Here is a 19304-nt window from a genome sequence, read left to right as displayed (position 1 = left end):
TCAATCCGCCTGCGGCCGATTCTGGCTGCGATCCGCCTTGTAACGAATCGCCACCGCCGGCGCCGGCTTGGCGTTGCCGGTCTCCAGCCATTGGCGCATGCGGCTGGCATCGGCGAAGTGGGTGTATTTACCGAAGGCATCGAGGATCACCATCGCCACCGGACGGTTGTCCATCTTGGTCAGCAGCACCAGGCAATGCCCGGCATCGTTGGTGAAGCCGGTCTTGGTCAGCTTGATGTCCCAGTTGGGCTTGTTCACCAGATGGTCGGTGTTACGGAAGCCCAGGGTGTAGTTGGGCTTGCGGAAGGCGACGGTCTTCTCGCGGGTGGTGCTCAGCTCGCTCAGCAGCGGGTAATTGCGCGCGGCCATCAGCAGTTTGGTCAGGTCGCGGGCGGTGGAAACGTTGTTCGGCGACAGCCCGGTCGGTTCCACATAGCGGGTATTGCTCATGCCCAGGGCCTTGGCCTTGGCGTTCATCGCCTTGATGAACGCGCCATAGCCGCCCGGATAGTGGTGGGCGAGGGTTGCTGCGGCGCGGTTCTCCGACGACATCAGGGTAATCAGCAGGGTTTCCCGGCGATTCAGCTCGCTGCCCAGGCGCACCCGCGAATAGATGCCTTTCATTTCCTTGGTCTGGGCAATGGTCATGGTGAGCATTTCATCCATGGACTGCTTGGCGTCCAGCACCACCATCGCGGTCATCAGCTTGGTCACCGACGCGATCGGTCGCACCAGGTCGGGATGGCTGGAATAGAGCACTTGGTTGGTTTGCAGATCCACCAGCATGGCGCTGCCGGAGGCCAGGTGAAGGGTGGAAGGATCTCGTTGCGCCTGGGCAGTGGCAGGCTGGGCAACAGCATTCGACGTAACGCTGGCGGTGCCGGTGAGCACCAGCAGCAGACTGAGAATCGAAAGAGAGGTTTTCACGTAAGTGCTCACTAAAAGAAGGTATGTCGTTGGCTGTGCAAGAGTTTTTATTTTTCTAATCGTGACATTCTGGAGTATGGCTCAGAGCCTGTCGATTGCTCTCCAGCCCTTAGCTCAAATATGAATAATCTTTAATCGATCCCGCACTGGCAAGCCTAAGGTAAGCCGCCTCCCGCCCATCCTGACGTGGCGCAATCGTTCTGAACTTCCCCTGCGCGCAGCGCCTCCCTTGGATAAGCAAGGTCAGCGCGTGGAAGAGGGGTGGTCATGAATCAAATGTCAGATCTGGCGGGTGTCATTGCCACTCCCGCAGCACAGGCCGACAGCCTGGAGGCCCGCTATCGCGCCTTGTTGCGCGGCGACTGCCCTGACACTGCCGCGTGGTTGAACGGCCAGTTGCGTCGCGCCGATGCCCTGGCCGATGACTTGCCGGCGTCTCCCGAGCAACTGGAGGCGTGGAGCCAGGAACATGCGTTGCAGGTCGCCCGGCAGTACGCCGACTACCTCGCCGAACGTCGTGACGGCGCGCCCCGGCGCATGTTCGGCAGCCGCGCACATGCGCTGTATTTTCTCCAGCAGGTCACGCCGACCAAGTGCGTCGACGGCGCCTGGCTGCAGGGCGCCCTGCATCACTGGGACGACCCGCGTTACCACGGGCTGATCCGCATCTATCTGGAAGAACTCGGCGATGGCCAGCCGGCCTGCAACCACGTGGTGATTTTCCGCCGCCTGCTCGCCGGCCTGGGCTGTCACGAGCAGCTACCGCTGGCCGACGAGCGCTATCTGCAAGGGGCACTGCAACTGGCGCTCGGCCAGGAGAGCGAGCGTTTCCTGCCCGAAGTGCTGGGTTACAACCTTGGCTATGAACAGCTTCCCCTGCACTTGCTGATCAGTACCTTCGAGCTGGAGGAACTGGGCATTGACGCGCAGTACTTCCGCCTCCACGTCACCATCGACAACGCCAGCACCGGTCATGCGCGCAAGGCCCTGGAGGCCCTGCGCCAACTCTGGCCAGAGCAGGACGGCGAGGCGTTCTATCGGCGTGTCGCCCGCGGTTATCGGCTCAATGACTTGAGCGCCGGCTCCATGGACATCGCCGCCGGGTTCGACCTGGAAAGCGAATTGCTCGCGGCGCTTGAGCGCAAGCGGATCTTCGGCCAGCACCTGCATTCTGACCACTGCCGCTTGGACGGGCGCACGGTCAATCAGTGGCTGTCCGCGCCGGGCAGTTTCCCGGCGTTTCTCCAGGTGTTGCAGGACAAAGGCTGGATCCTGCGCGATCGCGACCCGGCTGAAAGCCGTTTCTGGCAATTGATCGAGGGCCCGAAGGCGGTGATGTTCGGCGTGTTAAGTCCCTACGAGAAGCAACTGCTGCACGACTGGATCGCCGGCGACTGGCAGCCGCAGAAGCGCCGGCACAGGCCGGTCGCCCTCGCCGAGCCGTTGTTGCCGGCTTTGCCGGATGGGCTGTCGGTGACGCAACTCATCGACGCCATGGGCAAGGACCGCCATGCCAGCCCACGCGGGCTGGCGGCAACCCAGCGCTACGTGCAACTCACCGGGCTGAAAGGAGGCCACAGCCATGCAACTGACCGATGAGCAACGTCAAACTGATGAGGCCCTGCTGCACCTGGGGCGTCGTCTGCACGCCGATGGCTATCGTTTTATCTGCGCCACGCCACTGACCCACCAGCGCTACAGCGGGCGCGTCGAGCAACTGCCGGCCCGGACGATGCGCGAAGTGTTCGGCTGGAACCGGCCGTTCGAAGCCTCGCTGCTGTCGCCGGATGAACTGGAGCACATGCGCCAGGCCGGAATCATCAGCACCAGCGACCAGACTCTGCGCAGCCAGGTGCGCTGGTCGACCGTCGATGGCTTGCTGCTGGTGCATTCGGGCTTTCCCACCGACACCGCTGACGCGGTGTTTTTCGGCCCGGACAGTTACCGCTTCGCCCGTGTGGTGGAGGCGCACCTGCGCGACAGTTGCGCGCCGATCGAGCAAGCGGTGGAAATCGGCTGCGGCACGGGCATCGGTGCGCTGCTGATCGCCCGGGCGCGGCGCCATGCTCAGGTCAGCGCGCTGGACATCAACCCGCTGGCGCTGCGCTACGCCGCGATCAATGTGGCGTTGGCCGAGTTGGGCAATGTCGTGGTGGATTACAGCGATGTGCTGGAGGGCGTCAATGGCAGCTTCGACCTGATCGTCGCCAACCCGCCATACATGCTCGATGCCCGCAAGCGCACGTATCGCCATGGTGGCGGGACGTTTGGCGAGGGGTTGTCGGTGCGCATGGTCCGCGAGTCGCTTGAGCGCCTGAGTCCGGGCGGCAGCCTGGTGTTGTATACCGGCGTGGCCATGGTCGACGGCAGCGACCCGTTCCTGGCGGCGCTGCGCGACACCCTCGACGCGCCGCAATGGGCCTGGTTCTACGAGGAAATCGACCCGGACGTGTTTGGCGAGCAACTGCTGGAGCCTGGCTACGAGCGGGTCGAGCGTATCGCCGCGGTGGCCCTGACGGTGACCCGCCGCGGTTGAACCTAAAGCGTTTTACCCATGGACAGCATTGCCCGCTCCCGGGTCAGTGGGCGAAGCACGCCGGGGCTGTCGCTGATGTGGATGTAGAGGTAGTGATTGCCTTGGCTGTCGCGCAGGATCCGTCGCACTTGCAGCAGTTCCATCAGACTGGCGGGGGTGATCTGTTCCTGGAGGATTTCGTGGTCACCGACGCCCTGGCGCTTCAGCGCCGCCGCGAATTCGTCCGCGACACTGCGCTGGCGCTCGCGTATCCGTCGGGCGCTGATATAACCGGTGACGCCGAGGGCGCCAATGAATACAGCGGTAAATAGCAGATTGCTGGCGATCTCCACGCCGAAGTTCCTTCATCCTGAAAGCGGGCCGCTATCCTGCCGCAAATAAAAAGCCCCGCCAAGAAGGCGGGGCAAGGGAGGTGTGCGGAGCAAACGCACAAGGGAAAGAAGGTTGACCTCAGGCTCTGAAGCCTTCGCCGGCAATACGCTGAGCAAGCGCCTCGGCATCGGTGAGCGAGGTGATCGGGCCGCCGATCTTCTCGCCGTCACGTATCAGGTACCAGCAGGCCAGCAGCCCCAATTCCCTCAGCGCCGGCGGAACCGCGCTACCGATAACGGACATGATGCTGATACTGGCCATGGTGAGTGCTCCCTTTGGGTCATGGCGCGTACCTTACGTGTGGATCCGGCCAGCGAGAAATCAGTGTTCTCAATAGTGTTCATTGATAAAACCCACTACCAGCGCGGGTGGCCGTAATAGACGGGCGGCGGGCCGTAGTAGCGTTCGCGGTAATACGGCGGCGGCACCGGTACATAGCGTTCCACGACCGGATAGGGCTGGTAATACACCGGCGGTGGCGGCGGCGGTTGGTAATACACGGGCTGCGGCGGGTAATACGCCGGGGCACGTTCGACGACCACAGTACGGTCGTGACCACCGGAAACGGCGGCGCCGACCACGGCACCCACTACGGCCGCGCCGAGTATAGGGCCCGCACCTTGCCAGCCACCGCCGCCATGGGCGGAGGCTTGTCCGGACAGGGCCAGGGCGCCGATCAGCAGGGCGATACCGGGGATATGACGGTTCATGTTGATTCCTCGCAGGGCGTTACCCCGACCGGAAAGACGGGCCGGGGATATCACTATGACCGCGGCCGGGAGCGGAGTTGCGGGGGGCTGAGTAAAGGTTATGTAAGGGCCGATCAACGGTCTGCGGCGAGGTTGGGCATACTGTGCCTTTCGCCGTTTCCAGGAGTCCGTTCATGACCCCCAGCAAAGACACCATCCTGTGTATTTCCCTCGCCGGCCGCCCCGGCACCTTCGGCGTGCGCTTCCACAATCACCTGTATGAGCAACTGGGGCTGGATTACTACTACAAGGCCATGACCACCGCTGATCTGCCGGCCGCCATCGGTGGCATCCGCGCCCTGGGCATCCGCGGCTGCGGCGTGTCGATGCCGTTCAAGGAAGCCTGCATTGCCCTGGTGGACGAGCTGGACCCATCCGCCGCGGCCATCGATTCCATCAACACCCTCGTCAACAGCAACGGCCACCTCAAGGCCTACAACACCGACTACCTGGCGGTGCGCCAGTTGATCGAACAGCACCGGCTTGACCCGGCGCAGCCGTTTGCCCTGCGTGGCAGTGGCGGCATGGCCAAGGCGGTGGCCAGTGCATTTCGTGATGCCGGCTTTACGCGCGGCACCGTGATTGCCCGCAACGAAGCGGCGGGCCGGAGCCTGGCGCAGAACTGCGGTTATGAATGGCGGGCTGAGCTGGACGAGCTTCGACCGACGCTGCTGGTCAACGTGACGCCCATCGGCATGGCCGGCGGTGCGGAGGCGGAGGCGTTGTCGTTCGACCCTGAGGCCATCGACGCGGCGCGGACGGTGTTCGACGTGGTGGCGATGCCGGCGCGCACGCCGCTGATCGCTGCGGCCGAGGCGCGCGGCAAAGCGGTGATTACCGGGCTGGAAGTGATCGCCTTGCAGGCGCTGGAGCAGTTCGTGCTCTACACCGGAGTGCGGCCGACGGCGGAGCAGGTGGCGAAGGCGGTGGCGTTCGCTCGGGGTTGAGTGTGGTGCCTGCCGGCCTCATCGCTGGCGTGTCTGGGCGCCGAACCGCAGCGATAAGGCCCTTGAAGCGCTGGCTTATTCGAGCAGCGCCAAACGCTCTTCCAACGCCGCAATCCGCGCCTCCAGCGCCTCGATCCGCTCAGCCGACACGCCACTGACCCCGCGTTCCCCCGGCCCTTGCTGGCGCGCGGCGAGAATCGCCTCGATTTCCGCCGGGTCGCCCAGCGCGTGGGTGTAGCGGTCTTCCCGCTGGCCCGCCTGACGCGGCAGGTGCAAGGCATAGCCGCGGGCGATCAGGCGGTCGAGCTGGTGCAGCACCTGGTCGTTGTCGTCGAAGTCATGCATGCGCTGGCTGCGGGTCAGCAGTTCGTTGATGGTCTGCGGCCCGCGCAGGAACATCAGGCCCATCAGGATCAACTGCGCCGGCACCAGTTCCAGCGCCTTGTCCACGCGCTGTTCCCAGCGGTCGGCGCGGCTGCCCATCTGCAGGCGGACCAGGCCCTGGCCTTCAAGGGCACGCAGGCTTTGGCCAATCTGGCCCTGGGCGAGGTTCATTACGGGTTCGCGGCTGGTTTTCTGGTTGCAGGCCAGCATCAGCGCGTTGAGGGTCAGGGGATAGGTTTCCGGGTTGCTCGCCTGCTTTTCGATAAGCGAGCCCAGGACGCGGATTTCAGTGGCGTTGAAGCGGGCAGTGGCGGGGGATTCTTGCTCTTCGGACATGACCCTGTCTCTGTGCATGGAAAGCCCCTAGCCTAGGGCTGTGACAGGGTTAACACAAGCGACCGGCGGCACGATGCCACCGGTCGTGATGGCATCAGCCGCGGCGAGCTTCCGCTTCGCAGGCGGCCGCAGTGAACAGGACGTCGGTGGAGGAGTTGAGCGCGGTTTCCGCCGAGTCCTGCAGCACGCCGATGATGAAGCCCACCGCCACCACCTGCATGGCGATCTCGCTGGGGATGCCGAACAGGCTGCAGGCCAGCGGGATCAGCAGCAGCGAGCCACCGGCCACGCCCGAGGCGCCGCAGGCGCAGACCGCCGCGACCACGCTGAGCAGCACGGCAGTCGGCAGATCGACGGCGATGCCCAAGGTGTGTACCGCCGCCAGGGTCAGCACGGTGATGGTGATCGCGGCGCCGGCCATGTTGATGGTCGCGCCCAGCGGGATCGACACCGAGTAGGTGTCTTCGTGCAGGCCGAGCTTCTCGCTCAAGGCCAGGTTGACCGGAATGTTCGCCGCCGAGCTGCGGGTGAAGAAGGCGGTGATGCCGCTCTCGCGCAGGCACAGCAGGGTCAGCGGGAACGGGTTGCGGCGGATTTTCCAGAACACGATCAGCGGGTTCATCACCAGGGCGACGAACAGCATGCAGCCGATCAGCACCGCCAGCAGGTGCAGGTAGCCGACCAGGGTGCCGAGACCGGACTGGGCCAGGGTCGAAGCGACCAGACCGAAGATGCCCAGCGGGGCAAAGCGGATCACCACACGGACGATCAGGGTCACGCCGTTGGACAGGTCGTCGAGCACGGTGCGGGTGGTCGGGCCAGCGTGCCGCACGGCAATGCCGAGGCCGATGGCCCAGGCCAGGATGCCGATGAAATTGCCGGTGACCAGCGCGTTGACCGGGTTGTCCACGGCGCTCAGCAGCAGGCCCTGGAGCACTTCGGCGATGCCGCCGGGCGCGCTCATCTGCGCGCCTTCGGTGCTCAGCACCAGCGTGGACGGGAACAGCATGCTCGCCGCCACCGCGACCACCGCCGCGGCGAAGGTGCCGAACAGGTACAGCACGAGGATGGGCCGGATATGGGTCTGCTGGCCGTGCTTGTGGTTGGCGATGGACGCCATGACCAGGATGAACACCAGGATCGGCGCCACGGCCTTCAGCGCACTGACGAACACTTTGCCGATAAAGGCGAGGTTGCCCGCCACCTGCGGCGCGAGCAGCGCCAGGGCGATGCCGGCCACCAGACCGATGAGGATTTGCAGCACCAGGCTGGTGCGGTTGAGCAGGTTGAGAACAGGCAACATAACGAATCTGACTCGATCGTGTTCAGGGCCCGGGGATCGCCCGGGTACGGAATGCCTCGACGCGGCGGGTGGCGCCGGTCGAAAAAAGGGCGGAACTCTATCACAGAGCTCGCGACCTCACCCATTTCCCCCGGTCCGACGGTAGGTCGCCATGCCGGTGACTGTTACCATGCGCGACCTTTTTGAGCCGATGCGCTCATCGCTGGAGTCTGGATGTTCCTGCCAATCCTGTTGCTGGCCGCCGCCGGCTTCACCGTGTTGACCACTGAATTCCTCATTATCGGCCTGCTGCCGGGAATCGCTCGGGACCTGCACGTCAGCGTTTCCCAGGCCGGCCTGCTGGTGACCCTGTTCGCGTTCACTGTGGCCTGCTGCGGACCTTTTCTCACCGCCTGGTGCGCGCGTTTCGAGCGCAAGCGGCTGTTTGTCGGCGTGCTGTTACTGTTTGCCGCCTCCAACGGGCTGGCGGCGCTGGCCACCGACTACTACGTGATGGCCGTGGCGCGGCTGGTGCCGGCGCTGGGCCTGCCGGTGTTCTGGGCGCTGGCCAGCGAAACGGCGGTGGATATCGTCGGCCCGGCCTACGCCGGACGGGCGATCAGCAAGATCAGCTTTGGCGTGGTCTGCGCCACGGTTTTCGGCATTCCCCTCGGCACCTTGCTCGGCGATGCACTGGGCTGGCGGGTGGCCTTTGCCGCGCTGGCGCTGTTATCGCTGGCCAAGGCGCTGCTGCTGTGGCGCTACCTGCCGCACACCCCACGGCAGAGCGAAACCACCTCGCTGCGCGGGCAGTTCCGGGTGCTGCGCAGCCCGCTGCTGCAGGGGCATGTGCTGTTGTCGGTGCTGGTGTTCAGCGGCATGTTCACGGCCTACACCTACCTGGCGGACCTGCTGGAGCGCCTGGCCGGCTTCGACGGCGACCGGGTTGGCTGGTACCTGATGGGTTTCGGCGCGGTGGGTTTGATCGGCAACAGCCTGGGTGGGCGCGCGGTGGACCGTCATCCGCTGCTGGCTTCGGCGGGCTTCTGCGCCTTGCTGGTGGTGGGCTTGCTGGCGGTGGTGCCGGCGATCCAGTCCAGCGTCGGGCTGGTGCTGGCCCTGGCGTTCTGGGGCCTGGCCCAGGCGGCGCTGTTCCTGGTCAGCCATGTCCGGGTGATCAAGGCCGCGCCCGAAGCGCCGGCCTTCGGCGCCTCGCTGAATATCGCCGGAGGTAACCTGGGCATCGGCCTTGGGGCGCTGATCGGCGGCGCGGTGATCGACCGCCTGGGTCTGGCGGATGTCGGCTATGTCGCCGCGATACTGATTGCCCTCGCGTTGGCCCTGGCCCTGTGGCTGACGCGCTTCAAGCCAGTGGCCAGTTGAACAGCTCGCGGCGCGCGCCCTCGGTGATGGCGACGATGCCGGGGTGTTTGACCTTGCGCTCCACCGAAATGGCATAGAACGACTCGGTGACCGCGTCGGTCTGGCCGATCAGTTCGACGTCGTACTGCCGGCAGACCTCCTCGGCGATCACGCTGGGGGCAATGAAAATCCCGCTACCGGACTTGCCGAAAGCCTGCATCAACGCGCTGTCGTCGAACTCGCCGACGATCCGCGGCTGCAACTGCTGCTCGGCGAACCAGCGCAGCAAGCGGTTGCGCACCATGGTTTCCTGGCCGGGGATCAACAACGGCGCGTGTTGCAGGCAGGCGGGGAAGGGCAGCGGCAGACGCGCTGCCAGCTCCGGCGTGGCGAGGAAACTGATACCGCACTCACCGAGCTTCTGGCTGTAGCCCTTGATATCCAGGTGGCTGGGCATCGGGCTGTCGGAGATCACCAGGTCCAGGCGCTGGATCGCCAGGTCGGCCAGCAGTCGCTCCAGTTTGTCTTCACGGCAACTGATGCGCAGCGGCTCGGTCAGCTCCATGGTCGGCGCGATCAGCCGGTAGACGATCGACTTGGGCACCACATCCGCCACCCCAACCCGAAACAGCACCTGCTGCTCGTTGGGCTGCGCCCGCAGCATGGCTTCCAGCTCGCCGCCGATCTGGAACATCGGCTCGGCGTAGGACAGGGCCTGGCGACCGGTTTCGGTCAACTCCAACTGGCGCCCGACCCGCCGGAACAACTCGATGCCGTAGGTCTGTTCCAGCAGGCTGATCTGCCCGCTGATGGTCTGCGGGGTCAGGTTCAATTGTTCGCAGGCACGCACGATGCTGCCGGTCTTGGCCACGACCCAGAAGTAATGCAGTTGCCGGTAATTGAGCATGACAATCCCCGATTCGGAAAAACCGAAGTATAACCGTTGAAAATACGAATTTTCCTGATGTATCAAGATATTTAGAATCCCCTGCCATTGCGGTGCCATCTGTTGTGGCAGCGAAAACACTTCGGAGAAGACCCCATGCTTGACCTCAAATCCATCGGTACGCCCCTGGTCCTTGTAATGGCCCTGTTCGCCATGACCGGCTGCGAACAGGCCGAAAAGTCCGCCCAGCAGATGCTCAACCAGGCTGCCGAGTCGGCCAAACAGGCCATTGACGACACCAACAAGGCCGCCCAGCAGGCGCTTAACGACGCCACCGGTACACAGCCGGAAAAGAAAGAAGACACCAAGGACACTGACGGTCAGGAAATCTGATCTACCTTTTCTCAACAACGATTCAGGATCTGATCCATGGAATACCTGCTGGAACTCGCCGCAAGCCCGACCGCCTGGGTTGCCCTGGCCACTTTGGTGGCCATGGAAATCGTCCTCGGCATCGACAACCTGATCTTCATCTCGATCCTGACCAACAAGCTGCCTGAGGAATTCCGCTCCAAGGCGCGGCGTATCGGTATCAGCATGGCGTTGGTGATGCGCCTGGCGCTGCTCAGCACCGTGGCCTGGATCGTCCAGTTGACCGAGCCGGTCATCGACATCCTCGGCAAGAGCTTCTCGTGGAAGGACATGATCCTGATCGCCGGTGGTCTGTTCCTGCTCTGGAAAGCCACCAAGGAAATCCACGAAAGCGTTGATCCACGGGCCCAGGAAGAATCCAAGGCGTCGTCTACCATTACCCTGGGTTTTGCAGCGGCCATTGGCCAGATCCTGGTGCTGGACATCGTCTTCTCCGTGGACAGCATCATCACCGCCGTGGGCATGACCGAGCACTTGCCGATCATGATCATTGCCGTGGTCAGCGCCGTGATCGTGATGTTGGTAGCGGCCGATCCACTGGCCAAGTTCATCAATGACAACCCGACCGTGGTGATGCTGGCCCTGGGCTTCCTCATCATGATCGGCATGACCCTGATCGCCGAAGGCTTCGGCGCCCACGTTCCGAAAGGCTACGTGTATGCGGCGATGGCGTTCTCTACTGCGATCGAGGTGCTGAACATTCTCTCGCGCAAGGCTCGCCAGCGGCGTGAGGCCAGCGAGGGCTGATTTAACGAATCTGTTGCGTGCTGTAGTTGGGGCTCCTTTTCAGGGGCCCCTTTTTTATGGTTCTGGTTCTGGCTTGGCTTTGGCTTTGCGGACTTATCCGTTCGATGCGGCGAGGCTGCCGGCCCCTTTCGCCTCTACGGCGAGTCTATTTTGCCAAGACAAAATGGACTCGCCGTAGAGGCGAAAGGGGCCGGCAGCCTCGCCAAAAAGAATGGATAAGCTCAGAGCACTCAAGCCTAAAGCCCCCCAGTATTCCGTGAAGAACCTTTTTTATGCTCAGACGAGCGCGAGCAGCAGATTCAGTGGGCGCCAACGTGACGACGAGCCACTCGACGAGGTGCCGGCGCTGGTGCATTCACGGGCGGCTCGGGATTCTGATGGTGCAGGTGATGACGACGGGCAATACGCAACACGCCCCACAACATGGCAGCCGCGACACTCAGCCAGGCTGCGATCAACATGAAAATAACCATGGTCAGGCTCATGGGTGCCTCCTTCTTCAGTACAGGCAGGACCAGTAACTCAGACACCTCATTAGTCTAGACGCTCACTTATTTCAGGCTATTGACCGATGGTCTGAGGCCTTGGGCAGCTTTGTTCTAAGGCGGACGCGGGCTATACCGATGCCGCCTGTCGGCCTATGATCGCCGCTCAAGCCCGGGCGTTGCCTGCCTGGCATCCGCTCAAGCGAGGACCCATGCCGATCCTTTCCACAACGCCACGCCGTCTTTTTGCCGCCTGTCTGCTGGCCGCGACCCTGGCCGGCTGCGCCAGCCAGCCGTCTTCCGAACTCAAGCAACTGCCGCAACGGGTCGAACTCGGCACGGTGCCGTTTTTCCGCGGCAACGCCAACCAGAGCGCGCCGATGGCATTGGCGGCGATCCTCTCGCAGCAAGGCGTACGCATCACGCCGGGGCTGCTGGAAGATGCGCTGAAACTGCCCCAGGATCAGGCACGCCTGCAGGCGTCGATGCAGACCGTAGCCCGGCAATACGGGATGGTGGTTTATCCGCTGGACAGCAGGCTGCCGGCGCTGCTCACGCAGGTGGCGGCGGGCAATCCGGTGCTGTTGCGCTATCAGGAAGGCTCGGCGTTCTGGAGTGAGCCGCGTTACGCCCTATTGGTCGGCTACGACCGCTACAAGGAGCGTGTGCTGCTGCGGGCGGGGAATAGTCGGCGGATGCTGATGGACTTTGATTCGTTCGAATCGGCGTGGAAGAAGGAAGGGGGCTGGGCGGTGCTGGTGCAGCAACCGAAGCAACTGCCGGCCCAGGTGGACCGGCAACGCTGGCTCAAGGCGGCGAATGACCTGGCCCAGGCAGGCCAGGAGCAGGCCGCGCGGCAGGCCGTCAACGCCCTCGGGCGCTGACGGCCGCCAGGCTTATACGCCCAGGCGGTCGCGCAGCGTGTAATACCAGGCGCCGATGGCGCTGAACGGTACGCGCATCAGGTGACCGCCCGGGAACGGGTAGTGCGGCAGTTCGGCGAAGGCGTCGAAACGCTCGGCCTGGCCGCGCAGCGCCTCGGCCAGTACCTTGCCGGCGAGGTGGGTGTAGGTCACGCCGTGACCGCTGCAGCCCTGGGAGTAGTAGATGTTGTCGCCCAGACGACCCACTTGCGGCAGGCGCGAGAGGGTCAGCAGGAAGTTGCCGGTCCAGGCGTAGTCGATCTTCACGTCTTTCAGTTGTGGGAACGCCTTGAGCATCTTCGGACGGATGATCGCCTCGATGTTCGCCGGGTCACGGGCGCCGTAGACCACGCCGCCGCCGAAGATCAGGCGCTTGTCGCTGGTCAGGCGGTAGTAGTCGAGCAGGTAGTTGCAGTCTTCGACGCAGTAGTCCTGCGGCAGCAGGGTGCGGGCCAGTTCATCGCTCAGCGGTTCGGTGGTGATCACCTGGGTGCCGCACGGCATCGACTTGGCTTGCAGTTCCGGCACCAGGCCGCCGAGGTAGGCGTTACCGGCAACGATGATGAACTTGGCGCGAACGCGGCCGTTCGGGGTGTGCACCACCGGGTTGGCGCCACGGTCGATGCGGATGGCCGGGGACTGTTCGTAAATCTTGCCACCCAGGGATTCCACGGCAGCGGCTTCGCCCAGTGCCAGGTTCAGCGGGTGGATATGACCGCCGCTCATGTCGAGCATGCCGCCGACATAGCTGTCGCAGGCGACCACTTCGCGCAGGCGGTTCTTGTCCATCAGTTCCAGCTGGGTGTGGCCGAAGCGCTCCCAGAGGCGCTTCTGCGATTCCAGGTGGCCCATCTGCTTGTTGGTCACGGCGGCAAACACGCCACCGTCTTTCAGGTCGCACTGGATGTTGTACTTGGCCACGCGCTCGCGAATGATGCGGCCGCCTTCGAAGGCCATTTGCCCGAGCAGTTGTGCCTGGCGCGGGCCGACGGTGCGCTCGATGACATCGATGTCGCGGCTATAGCTGTTGACGATCTGGCCGCCGTTACGGCCCGACGCGCCGAAACCGACCTTGGCGGCTTCCAGCACGGTGACTTTGAAACCATTTTCCAGCAGGAACAGCGCGCTGGACAGACCGGTGTAACCGGCGCCGATCACGCAGACATCGGTCTCGACTTCTTCCTGCAGGGCAGGGCGCTGTGGCACGGGGTTGGCCGAAGCGGCGTAATAGGACTGTGGATAAGGAGTGGCGGCCATGGGGCGGTACCTCGAATCTGTGTGACTTTGTAGTTGTGTGTTTTGTATTTTTTACGAATGTGCAGATCCTATCAATAATAATAAACACCCGCCAGCCGGACGGTCGAAAACAGCGAAAACCGGGTTTATGCGTAAATAATTTTATTATTCAGTGGTTTAGCTTAAAAAAGCTGTTGACACACTTTGCCGAATGCGTAGAATGCCGCCTCACAGCAGGCACATAGCTCAGTTGGTTAGAGCACCACCTTGACATGGTGGGGGTCGTTGGTTCGAGTCCAATTGTGCCTACCAAACATCACCGCTCCTGTTGGCGGTCACGAGAGAGGCGATCCGAGAGGGTCGCCTTTTTCGTTTTCAGCGTTTATTGGCGGGGGATTAAAAGTCGCTGATTTTTTTGCAGATTTCCCGTAACCCGGTGTTGACACACTCTACCGTTTGCGTAGAATGCCGCCCCACAGCAGGCACATAGCTCAGTTGGTTAGAGCACCACCTTGACATGGTGGGGGTCGTTGGTTCGAGTCCAATTGTGCCTACCAAACATTACCGCTCCTGTTGGCGGTTAAACGAAAAGGGCGATCCGCGAGGGTCGCCCTTTTTGTTTGCGCCCGGAAAAACCGGGCGGTCAATAATGCTGCAACGGCCCGGACTTCCAGGCCGTATCCCGTGATGTCAAGGAATCCGGATAATCTCCACGCCGCTCTGCACCAGTTCGAAACGGTCCTCACCCAGATGATTGACCCGATCACCGATGGCGAGGCGGTACGTGGTAATCGGCAATGAGGCGGCATTTCCATCGGCCTGGAGAGTAGCTTCCTGAAACTCATGCACGGGATAGATGCGTCCTTCAGCGTCCCGTGCATGAAATTGCCCGACCAGTACTGCTGTCATTTTGCTTGCGACCTCTGAAAAAAATGATCTCTGTGGGCCATAGACCATGGCGCGCAGGGGGAAGTTTTGTGCGCCAGGAAAAAAACCTCACAGGCAGGGCTCATCATCTATAACTACCAATTCCCTTTATTCGTACAGGTGGAAGTGGTCATGAGCCAGGTTTATACGGTTGCTGTGCTGGTTGGCAGTCTGCGCAAGGCGTCTCTGAATCGCAAGGTCGCCCAGGCGCTTGGTGAACTGGCGCCGTCGAACCTTACGTTGAGAATCGTCGAAATCGGCGATCTGCCGCTCTACAACGAAGACATCGACACCGATCCACCCGCAGCCTACAAGGCGTTCCGCGAGCAGATCAAGAACAGCAATGCACTGCTGTTCGTCACCCCGGAGTACAACCGTTCGGTACCGGGTGCGTTGAAAAATGCCATTGACGTGGGGTCGCGTCCTTACGGACAGAGCGCCTTCAGCGGCAAGCCGGGCGCGGTGGTCAGTGTTTCGCCGGGGGCGGTGGGGGGCTTTGGCGCCAACCATCATCTGCGCCAGTCGCTAGTGTTCCTCGATGTACCGTGCATGCAGCAGCCAGAGGCGTATATCGGCGGCGCGGCGACCCTGTTCGATGAGCAGGGCAAGTTGTCGGAGAAGGCGCGGCCGTTTTTGCAGGGCTTTATCGACAGTTTCGCCAAGTGGGTGGCGCGGCATCAGGGTTGATGTCAGGGGCCGCAACGCGGCCCCGAATTGCATTGGCTTAAACCGACTGCGGCATTTCCCCCGCCGCCAGCCGGCGGTTGATATCCGCCACCACCGCCGGCAACTCGTTGAGGGTGTCGATCAGGTAATGCGGGCGTGAGCCCTCGAACAGTGCATTGATCCGCTGGCGCTCGCTGGCCAGCGTTTCCGCGTCCAGCGCCTTGTAACCCTCATAGGTCAGGCCCAGGGCGTTGCCCGAACACACCAGCGCCACGGTCCACATCCCGGCACGGCGACCTTCGAGAATGCCCGGTACGGTGTCGTCCACCTTCACGCACGCCGCGACATCATCGATACCCAGCGCGATCACGTTGGCCAGCGCCTGTGCCGGCCATGGGCGGCCATTGGGCGTTTCGTCGGTGGCCACGACGTGGTCGGCGACGTAGCCATTCTGCGCCGCAAGTTCCACCACCTTGTCCATCACCACTTTCGGGTAGCCCGAGCAGGAGCCGATCTTCAGCCCGTCGGCGCGCAATTGGCTGATGGTGTCCAGGGCGCCGGGGATCAGCGCCGAGTGCACGCCGATCTTTTCGATCTGTAGTGGCATGAAGCGGTTGTAGAGGGCAGTCACATCGTCGTCGCTCGGCGCGCGACCAAACACCTTGCGGTAACGCTCGGCGATCTGCGGCTGGTCGCACAAGGTGCGGATGTGGTCCCACTTGCCCATGCCCATCGGCCCGCGGGCCTCTTCGATGGAGACTTCGACGTCGAATTCGGCGAAGGCCTCGACAAAGATCTGCGTCGGCGCGAAGGAGCCGAAGTCCACCACGGTGCCGGCCCAGTCGAGGATCGCGGCTTGCAGGCGTTGCGGGTTGCTGTAGTTCATGTGAGTGAGTCCTTGATCGTTCAAACGGCAAATTTGGCGAGGGGATGAATCAGATATCCACGACTTCCATTTCCCGCAGCGCTGCGGCCACGGCGTTCACGGCGGCGCGCATGCCGTCCGGTCCGACGCAGCCGATGCAGCCGACGCGGAAGGTCTCGACCTCGGTCAGTTTGCCGGGGTAGAGGATGAAGCCCTTGGCCTTGACCCGTTCGTAGAAGTCCTTGAACTGGTAGCGGCTGTCGCGTGGAGCATGGAAGGTGACGATGATCGGCGCCTGGATCGCTGGCGGCAGGAAGCTGCGCAGGCCCAGCGTCGCCATGCCGTCGAGCAACGCGGCGCAATTGTCGGCGTAGCGCTGGTGACGGGCGGGCAGACCGCCTTCCTCGTGGTATTGCCGCAGCGCTTCGTGCAGCGCGGCGACCACATGGGTCGGCGGGGTGAAGCGCCATTGGCCGGTCTTGCTCAGGTAGGCGTGCTGGTCATGCAGGTCCATCGCCAGGGAAGGGCTGTTGCCTTCGGCGGCGGCCAGGGCGTTTTTCTCGGCGAAGACGAAGCCCATGCCCGGCACGCCTTCCAGGCATTTGCCCGAGGCGGCGATCAGGGCGGTGAACGGCACCTGCGCGGCGTCGATCGGCAGCGCGCCGAAGGAACTCATGGCGTCGATGATCAACTGCTTGCCGTGGCGGGCGACGACCTGGGCGATCTCCGCCAGCGGATTGAGGATGCCGGTACTGGTCTCGCAATGGATCAGCGCGACGTGGCTGATGCTGGCGTCTTCGCGCAGCAGGCGGTCGACGTCGGTGGCGGTGGTCGGTTGGTCTTCGGCTGTCTGGAAGGTGCTATACGCGCGGCCCAGCACTTTGCAGATCTTCGCCAGGCGCTGGCCGTAGGCGCCGTTGATCAGCACCAGCACCTTGCCGTCGCGAGGCACCAGGGTGCCGATCGCCGCTTCCACGGCAAACGTGCCGGAGCCTTGCAGCGGCACGCAATGGTGGCTGGCGTGGCCGTTGAGGATGCCCAGTAGCTGCTCGCAGAGGCTGGCGGTCAACTGGTTGAAATCGCGGTCCCAGGAACCCCAGTCCATCAGCATGGCCTGGCGGGTGCGGGCCGAGGTGGTCAGGGGGCCGGGGGTCAGCAGGACAGGGGCGTCGGACATGGGGGTTCTCGCTGGCGGTGGGCAGAATCTATGGGCGCTACGTTGCAATCCGGCGCGCCATCAATCAAATTGTTTGTCGTTATGCCAGCCATAAGTCAGGCCGATAGATATGAACCTGTTCCAGCTCCGCGCCTTCGATGCCGTCGCCCGCGAAGGCAGTTTTACCCGCGCCGCCAGCCGCCTGTTCATCAGCCAGCCGGCGGTCACCGGCCACGTCAAGGCGCTGGAGGAGCACTACCAGATCACCCTGTTGCGCCGCACCGCGCGGCGGGTCGAACTGACCGAGGAGGGCATCCGCCTGGCGGCGATCACCCGCGCCCTGTTCAGCCTCGCCGAGGAAGCCCAGGCCATGCTCGAAGCCAACCGACAGTTGCTCACCGGGCGCCTGGAAGTGGCTGCCGACGGTCCGCACCGGGTCATGCCGATGCTGGCGCTGCTGCGCGAGCGTTATCCGGGCATCACCGTCAATCTGCGCCTGGGCAATGCTCAGGAAACCCTCGCCGCGCTGCTGTCGGAACACGCCGATGTGGCGGTGCTGACCGAGGTCGAGCCCCGCAAGGGGGTCTACCTGCAAAGCCTCTCGGCGTCGCGAATCTGTGCCTTGCTGCCGGCCACCCACCCGTTGGCCGAAAGCGAACACGAACTGCCCCTGGCCGAGCTGGACCGGCAGATCATGGTGCTGCGCGAACCCAGCTCGATTACCCGGCGCACCTTCGACCAGGCGTGCGCCGCTGCCAGCGTGCAGCCGCGGGTGCTGCTGGAACTGGACAGCCGTGAGGCGGTGACCGAGGCGGTGGCGGCGCACCTGGGCATCGGCATCGTTTCCTCGGCGGAGCTGAGCCACGACCCACGGGTGGTGGCGCGCCCGATCGAGGGCGCCGGGCTGGTCAACCAGCACATGCTCGGTTGCCTGGAGCGGCGTCGGGAGTTGCGTCTGATCCGGGCGTTTCTCGAACTGGCCGGCCAGGACTGAACACTGGTTTTTTCCGCGTGCCGGCCTAAGATGCCGGTCAAACACGACTCAAGGCGAAACAGCGTTGAAAACGGAGAAAGACACCATCTCCATGCAACTGGTGCGCGAAGCGCTGTTGCAGAGTTGCCCCCCCGGCGCGGCCACCGTGGAAGTGCTGGGCCGTGTCGGGATCGATCCGGCGCGCCTGGCGTTGCCCGACGCCCGCGTGCCGTCCAGCGCCTATGCACGGCTTTGGCGGTTGCTGGCGCGGCGCTGCAACGACGAGTTCTTTTGCATGGACCCGCGCGGCCTGCGCAGCGGCAGCCTGGCCTTTCTCTGCCGCTCGTCCATGGCCCAGCCCACGGTGGGCACGGCGCTGGCCTCGGCGCTGGAATTCCTCACGCTGATGTTCGAACACCTGCACCCGGCGCTGGTGCGCCAGCAGAGCCTCGCTGAGATCGTCATCGGCGAGCCGCACCAGGACCCGCGCCGACCCTTCACCTATTTCACCTTCTGGATGATCGTCCACGGCGTGGCCTGCTGGCTCGCCGGGCGGCGGATCCCCATCCTCGCCATCGAGTTGCGCTGCGCCGAGCCGGATTTCTGCGACGACTACCGGGTGATGTTTTCCCAGAACCTGCAATTCGATCGCCCGCGCACGCGGATGATTTTCGCCGCCGATTGCCTGGACCTGCCGGTACGGCGCAGCGCCGAGGAATTGCAGCGCTTTCTTGCCGAGGCGCCGGGCAACATCCTGGTCAAGTACCGCGACCCGGCGAGCCTGGCGCGGCGGATCAAGGACGACCTGCGCCGGCTGCCCGCTGCCGAGTGGCCGGAAACCGAAGCCCTGGCGCAGCGCCTGTGCATCTCCGCCTCGACCCTGCGCCGGCGCTTGGCGGACGAAGGCCAGACTTACCAGGCGCTCAAGGACAGCGTGCGCAAGGAGCTGGCGATCGGCTGGTTGGCCCAGGCCGATATCAGCTTCGCCGAGATCGCCGAGCGCCTCGGTTTTGCCGACACCAGTTCGTTCTACAAGGCTTTTCGCAAATGGTCGGGGAGCAATCCGGGGCACTACCGCAGTCTGGTGTTGGCCAGCGGCTGAGGTGTTTGCCT

General features: G+C 63.7%; 22 protein-coding genes and 2 tRNA genes. 12 read left to right on the top strand and 12 right to left on the bottom strand.

Annotation, left to right across the window (positions count from 1 at the left end; genetic code table 11):
* The gene (gene pbpG / locus CKW37_RS20045; RefSeq protein WP_095157672.1) at positions 1-927 is read right to left on the bottom strand and encodes a D-alanyl-D-alanine endopeptidase; all 927 of its coding nucleotides are present in this window, start codon (positions 925-927) and stop codon (positions 1-3) included.
* 267 nt (positions 928-1194) lie between these two features.
* On the opposite strand from pbpG, the gene CKW37_RS20040 reads away from it, so the two are divergent.
* Positions 1195-2526: an iron-containing redox enzyme family protein gene (locus tag CKW37_RS20040; protein WP_095157670.1), complete on the top strand. Its 1332-nt coding sequence runs from the start codon at positions 1195-1197 to the stop codon at positions 2524-2526.
* Positions 2510-3463: a class I SAM-dependent methyltransferase gene (locus CKW37_RS20035; RefSeq protein WP_095157668.1), complete on the top strand. Its 954-nt coding sequence runs from the start codon at positions 2510-2512 to the stop codon at positions 3461-3463. Before CKW37_RS20040 ends, CKW37_RS20035 begins: the two co-directional genes overlap by 17 nt.
* A 2-nt stretch (positions 3464-3465) precedes the next feature.
* Here CKW37_RS20035 and CKW37_RS20030 read toward each other — a convergent pair whose 3' ends face one another.
* The 3 genes from CKW37_RS20030 to CKW37_RS20020 form a co-directional block, all read right to left on the bottom strand.
* Positions 3466-3795, bottom strand: a complete 330-nt coding sequence (locus tag CKW37_RS20030) for a hypothetical protein (protein ID WP_095157667.1) — start codon at positions 3793-3795, stop codon at positions 3466-3468.
* Between the two features lie 118 nt (positions 3796-3913).
* Positions 3914-4096: a hypothetical protein gene (locus CKW37_RS20025; RefSeq protein WP_095157666.1), complete on the bottom strand. Its 183-nt coding sequence runs from the start codon at positions 4094-4096 to the stop codon at positions 3914-3916.
* A gap of 95 nt (positions 4097-4191) precedes the next feature.
* Complete coding sequence (locus tag CKW37_RS20020) at positions 4192-4545, bottom strand: hypothetical protein (RefSeq protein WP_095157665.1); 354 nt, start codon at positions 4543-4545, stop codon at positions 4192-4194.
* A 173-nt stretch (positions 4546-4718) separates the two neighbouring features.
* Between CKW37_RS20020 and CKW37_RS20015 the strand changes: the two genes are divergently transcribed.
* Entirely contained in the window at positions 4719-5531 is an 813-nt protein-coding gene (locus CKW37_RS20015) for a shikimate 5-dehydrogenase (protein WP_095157663.1), read from the top strand.
* 75 nt (positions 5532-5606) lie between these two features.
* Here CKW37_RS20015 and CKW37_RS20010 read toward each other — a convergent pair whose 3' ends face one another.
* Together CKW37_RS20010 and sstT are read right to left on the bottom strand one after the other, a co-directional pair.
* Positions 5607-6251, bottom strand: coding sequence for a YceH family protein (locus CKW37_RS20010; RefSeq protein WP_095157661.1), 645 nt, complete (start codon positions 6249-6251; stop codon positions 5607-5609).
* Positions 6252-6345: 94 nt separating this feature from the next.
* Entirely contained in the window at positions 6346-7554 is a 1209-nt protein-coding gene (sstT, locus tag CKW37_RS20005; protein ID WP_095157660.1) for a serine/threonine transporter SstT, read from the bottom strand.
* A gap of 213 nt (positions 7555-7767) precedes the next feature.
* Here sstT and CKW37_RS20000 point away from each other — a divergent pair, with 213 nt between their 5' ends.
* Positions 7768-8916: an MFS transporter gene (locus tag CKW37_RS20000; protein WP_095157658.1), complete on the top strand. Its 1149-nt coding sequence runs from the start codon at positions 7768-7770 to the stop codon at positions 8914-8916.
* Here the strand turns inward: CKW37_RS20000 and nhaR are convergent.
* Entirely contained in the window at positions 8897-9802 is a 906-nt protein-coding gene (gene nhaR, locus CKW37_RS19995) for a transcriptional activator NhaR (protein ID WP_095157656.1), read from the bottom strand. The genes CKW37_RS20000 and nhaR overlap by 20 nt on opposite strands.
* A gap of 135 nt (positions 9803-9937) precedes the next feature.
* Between nhaR and CKW37_RS19990 the strand changes: the two genes are divergently transcribed.
* Both CKW37_RS19990 and CKW37_RS19985 read left to right on the top strand, forming a co-directional pair.
* Positions 9938-10174: a hypothetical protein gene (locus CKW37_RS19990; RefSeq protein ID WP_095157654.1), complete on the top strand. Its 237-nt coding sequence runs from the start codon at positions 9938-9940 to the stop codon at positions 10172-10174.
* Between the two features lie 36 nt (positions 10175-10210).
* Positions 10211-10960 carry a TerC family protein gene (locus CKW37_RS19985; protein ID WP_095157652.1) on the top strand — a complete coding sequence of 250 codons (750 nt, stop codon included), beginning with the start codon at positions 10211-10213 and terminating at the stop codon, positions 10958-10960.
* Positions 10961-11259: 299 nt separating this feature from the next.
* On the opposite strand, the gene CKW37_RS19980 is transcribed toward CKW37_RS19985, so the two are convergent.
* Positions 11260-11445, bottom strand: coding sequence for a hypothetical protein (locus tag CKW37_RS19980; protein ID WP_095157646.1), 186 nt, complete (start codon positions 11443-11445; stop codon positions 11260-11262).
* Between the two features lie 155 nt (positions 11446-11600).
* Between CKW37_RS19980 and CKW37_RS19975 the strand changes: the two genes are divergently transcribed.
* The gene (locus CKW37_RS19975) at positions 11601-12329 is read left to right on the top strand and encodes a PA2778 family cysteine peptidase (RefSeq protein WP_095157644.1); all 729 of its coding nucleotides are present in this window, start codon (positions 11601-11603) and stop codon (positions 12327-12329) included.
* 12 nt (positions 12330-12341) lie between these two features.
* Here CKW37_RS19975 and CKW37_RS19970 read toward each other — a convergent pair whose 3' ends face one another.
* On the bottom strand, positions 12342-13625 hold the full coding sequence (locus CKW37_RS19970; RefSeq protein WP_095157642.1) for an FAD-binding oxidoreductase: 1284 nt from the start codon (positions 13623-13625) through the stop codon (positions 12342-12344).
* A 214-nt stretch (positions 13626-13839) separates the two neighbouring features.
* On the opposite strand from CKW37_RS19970, the gene CKW37_RS19965 reads away from it, so the two are divergent.
* Positions 13840-13916 (top strand) — tRNA-Val (locus CKW37_RS19965).
* Between the two features lie 168 nt (positions 13917-14084).
* A tRNA-Val gene (locus CKW37_RS19960) sits at positions 14085-14161 on the top strand.
* A gap of 133 nt (positions 14162-14294) precedes the next feature.
* Here the strand turns inward: CKW37_RS19960 and CKW37_RS19955 are convergent.
* Complete coding sequence (locus CKW37_RS19955) at positions 14295-14513, bottom strand: hypothetical protein (protein WP_095157640.1); 219 nt, start codon at positions 14511-14513, stop codon at positions 14295-14297.
* Positions 14514-14663: 150 nt separating this feature from the next.
* Between CKW37_RS19955 and CKW37_RS19950 the strand changes: the two genes are divergently transcribed.
* Positions 14664-15218 carry an NADPH-dependent FMN reductase gene (locus CKW37_RS19950; RefSeq protein ID WP_095157638.1) on the top strand — a complete coding sequence of 185 codons (555 nt, stop codon included), beginning with the start codon at positions 14664-14666 and terminating at the stop codon, positions 15216-15218.
* A 37-nt stretch (positions 15219-15255) separates the two neighbouring features.
* On the opposite strand, the gene phnX is transcribed toward CKW37_RS19950, so the two are convergent.
* Positions 15256-16083 carry a phosphonoacetaldehyde hydrolase gene (phnX, locus tag CKW37_RS19945; RefSeq protein WP_095157636.1) on the bottom strand — a complete coding sequence of 276 codons (828 nt, stop codon included), beginning with the start codon at positions 16081-16083 and terminating at the stop codon, positions 15256-15258.
* Positions 16084-16132: 49 nt separating this feature from the next.
* Positions 16133-17239 carry a 2-aminoethylphosphonate--pyruvate transaminase gene (locus CKW37_RS19940; protein ID WP_095157634.1) on the bottom strand — a complete coding sequence of 369 codons (1107 nt, stop codon included), beginning with the start codon at positions 17237-17239 and terminating at the stop codon, positions 16133-16135.
* A gap of 109 nt (positions 17240-17348) precedes the next feature.
* Between CKW37_RS19940 and CKW37_RS19935 the strand changes: the two genes are divergently transcribed.
* Together CKW37_RS19935 and CKW37_RS19930 are read left to right on the top strand one after the other, a co-directional pair.
* The gene (locus tag CKW37_RS19935; protein ID WP_095157632.1) at positions 17349-18212 is read left to right on the top strand and encodes a LysR substrate-binding domain-containing protein; all 864 of its coding nucleotides are present in this window, start codon (positions 17349-17351) and stop codon (positions 18210-18212) included.
* Positions 18213-18303: 91 nt separating this feature from the next.
* Positions 18304-19293: an AraC family transcriptional regulator gene (locus CKW37_RS19930; RefSeq protein WP_095158025.1), complete on the top strand. Its 990-nt coding sequence runs from the start codon at positions 18304-18306 to the stop codon at positions 19291-19293.
* The last annotated feature ends 11 nt before the right edge of the window (positions 19294-19304 follow it).

This window comes from Pseudomonas sp. Irchel 3E13 (assembly GCF_900187455.1).
In the GTDB taxonomy this organism is placed as follows: Bacteria; Pseudomonadota; Gammaproteobacteria; order Pseudomonadales; family Pseudomonadaceae; genus Aquipseudomonas.
This window is presented reverse-complemented; position numbering and strand designations above follow the sequence as displayed.

Excerpts from the sequence above, each read along its gene's own strand:
- CKW37_RS19980 (WP_095157646.1), bottom strand. The coding sequence starts at position 11,445 with ATGAGCCTGACCATGGTTATTTTCATGTTGATCGCAGCCTGGCTGAGT.
- CKW37_RS20000 (WP_095157658.1), top strand. The coding sequence starts at position 7,768 with ATGTTCCTGCCAATCCTGTTGCTGGCCGCCGCCGGCTTCACCGTGTTG.
- CKW37_RS19950 (WP_095157638.1), top strand. The coding sequence starts at position 14,664 with ATGAGCCAGGTTTATACGGTTGCTGTGCTGGTTGGCAGTCTGCGCAAG.
- phnX (WP_095157636.1), bottom strand. The coding sequence starts at position 16,083 with ATGAACTACAGCAACCCGCAACGCCTGCAAGCCGCGATCCTCGACTGG.
- CKW37_RS20015 (WP_095157663.1), top strand. The coding sequence starts at position 4,719 with ATGACCCCCAGCAAAGACACCATCCTGTGTATTTCCCTCGCCGGCCGC.
- CKW37_RS20010 (WP_095157661.1), bottom strand. The coding sequence starts at position 6,251 with ATGTCCGAAGAGCAAGAATCCCCCGCCACTGCCCGCTTCAACGCCACT.
- CKW37_RS19935 (WP_095157632.1), top strand. The coding sequence starts at position 17,349 with ATGAACCTGTTCCAGCTCCGCGCCTTCGATGCCGTCGCCCGCGAAGGC.
- CKW37_RS20035 (WP_095157668.1), top strand. The coding sequence starts at position 2,510 with ATGCAACTGACCGATGAGCAACGTCAAACTGATGAGGCCCTGCTGCAC.
- nhaR (WP_095157656.1), bottom strand. The coding sequence starts at position 9,802 with ATGCTCAATTACCGGCAACTGCATTACTTCTGGGTCGTGGCCAAGACC.
- CKW37_RS19955 (WP_095157640.1), bottom strand. The coding sequence starts at position 14,513 with ATGACAGCAGTACTGGTCGGGCAATTTCATGCACGGGACGCTGAAGGA.
- CKW37_RS19970 (WP_095157642.1), bottom strand. The coding sequence starts at position 13,625 with ATGGCCGCCACTCCTTATCCACAGTCCTATTACGCCGCTTCGGCCAAC.
- CKW37_RS19975 (WP_095157644.1), top strand. The coding sequence starts at position 11,601 with ATGATCGCCGCTCAAGCCCGGGCGTTGCCTGCCTGGCATCCGCTCAAG.
- CKW37_RS19990 (WP_095157654.1), top strand. The coding sequence starts at position 9,938 with ATGCTTGACCTCAAATCCATCGGTACGCCCCTGGTCCTTGTAATGGCC.
- CKW37_RS20020 (WP_095157665.1), bottom strand. The coding sequence starts at position 4,545 with ATGAACCGTCATATCCCCGGTATCGCCCTGCTGATCGGCGCCCTGGCC.
- CKW37_RS20040 (WP_095157670.1), top strand. The coding sequence starts at position 1,195 with ATGAATCAAATGTCAGATCTGGCGGGTGTCATTGCCACTCCCGCAGCA.
- sstT (WP_095157660.1), bottom strand. The coding sequence starts at position 7,554 with ATGTTGCCTGTTCTCAACCTGCTCAACCGCACCAGCCTGGTGCTGCAA.
- CKW37_RS20025 (WP_095157666.1), bottom strand. The coding sequence starts at position 4,096 with ATGGCCAGTATCAGCATCATGTCCGTTATCGGTAGCGCGGTTCCGCCG.
- CKW37_RS19940 (WP_095157634.1), bottom strand. The coding sequence starts at position 17,239 with ATGTCCGACGCCCCTGTCCTGCTGACCCCCGGCCCCCTGACCACCTCG.
- CKW37_RS19930 (WP_095158025.1), top strand. The coding sequence starts at position 18,304 with ATGCAACTGGTGCGCGAAGCGCTGTTGCAGAGTTGCCCCCCCGGCGCG.
- CKW37_RS19985 (WP_095157652.1), top strand. The coding sequence starts at position 10,211 with ATGGAATACCTGCTGGAACTCGCCGCAAGCCCGACCGCCTGGGTTGCC.